The organism is Oleiphilus sp. HI0086 (assembly GCF_001635225.1).
Genome location: NZ_LWFZ01001460.1, coordinates 1 through 1165 on the forward strand (window position 1 = coordinate 1; position 1165 = coordinate 1165).

1 protein-coding gene is annotated in these 1165 nt (G+C 42.6%); it reads left to right on the forward strand.

Annotation, left to right across the window (positions count from 1 at the left end; genetic code table 11):
• Positions 1-230, forward strand: a 230-nt coding sequence (locus A3756_RS28350; RefSeq protein ID WP_197481531.1) for a hypothetical protein, incomplete at its 5' end; no start/stop codon positions are given.
• Between the last annotated feature and the right edge of the window lie 935 nt (positions 231-1165).

A 1165-nucleotide genomic window follows, 5' to 3' on the forward strand; every position in this document is an offset into this window, starting at 1 on the left:
TTGACATCTTTGGTGATTGGATACATTTCCATGCATCTGCGCAAGGTGATCTTGGTTATACCATTCTAATCAAGGTGGATGAGAGTGGTATATGCCATTTGGTTTACTATATGGAATGGGGCAATCATTGCGACGCAGCCTATTTTGGGAATATTATTCTTTCAAAGGAAAGTGTTGACGAATTGGCGTCGCGAGACCCTGGGGAACACATAACAAGTTGGTCAACATGACGCCTGGCGGCGCATGTCACCAAGGCGTTAAATGTTTTTTGGCTCTTAAGGTTTAGGGCTCAATATTCGGCAGGGAATGCTCGTTTCTTATCATGTATTCCTCCGTTTAAAGTTTTAGGGTAGGTGGCACGTTTTCCCACTGTTCCGCTCTACTGTTTAAGCTTCTCAAGCACATTTTAATTTGTAGAGGCTTCGTCAATGGTGTGTTCCTAGGGAATCCGGTAAAGTCGCCATCTGCGGTGTTTTTGTCTCTGGGCAAGCACTTTGGTTTTAACGTGGTGTTTGGTGTAGTTGGGAGTTCTAAAACATCTAACCAGTTCATCAAACATCACTCCGGCCACAAAGAAACGTGGCCTGCGTTGGACGCACGATAGAGCCGTGCGCCGTTTATAAAAGCGTTAGAACTTTTTAATCAGATTGTAGATCAACCTAAAATGGATATAGAAAAAAAAGAATTTTGGGGTACAACGAAAGCTTCATCTTTAGCAACATACGGCTTTCTCATAGGGTTAATTAGCTGTTATTTTGCTTTAACTCAGCATGTAGCTTTATTGTTAGTATCAATCTTGTGCGTAGGCTCAATATTTTATGCGCTTACCACCAATTATCGACAAGGCTTTAATGTCAGGTGGCGGCTAGCTAATTTTATATTTCACTGTGTCTTTTTATTGGCCTTAGTTTCAGGGGTTGGCTTTGTATTATTTCTACTTTATGCGTAGTAAAGTTCTAACAAGTTTAGCCAGCATCGCCCCAGCAAAAAGACGCTGGGGCTGGACCTCGCTGCGCTCGGCCGCTGCTAAAGGCGTTAAGTGTCCGAGTGGTTGTCTGGTTGTCTGGTTGTCTCTTAAAGTATTTGTTACTTTTCGTAAGTAGCTGGCTTGCTGTAGAGAATTTAATGTGGTCTACACTATGGCTATCGGGTAAGTTTAGTATGA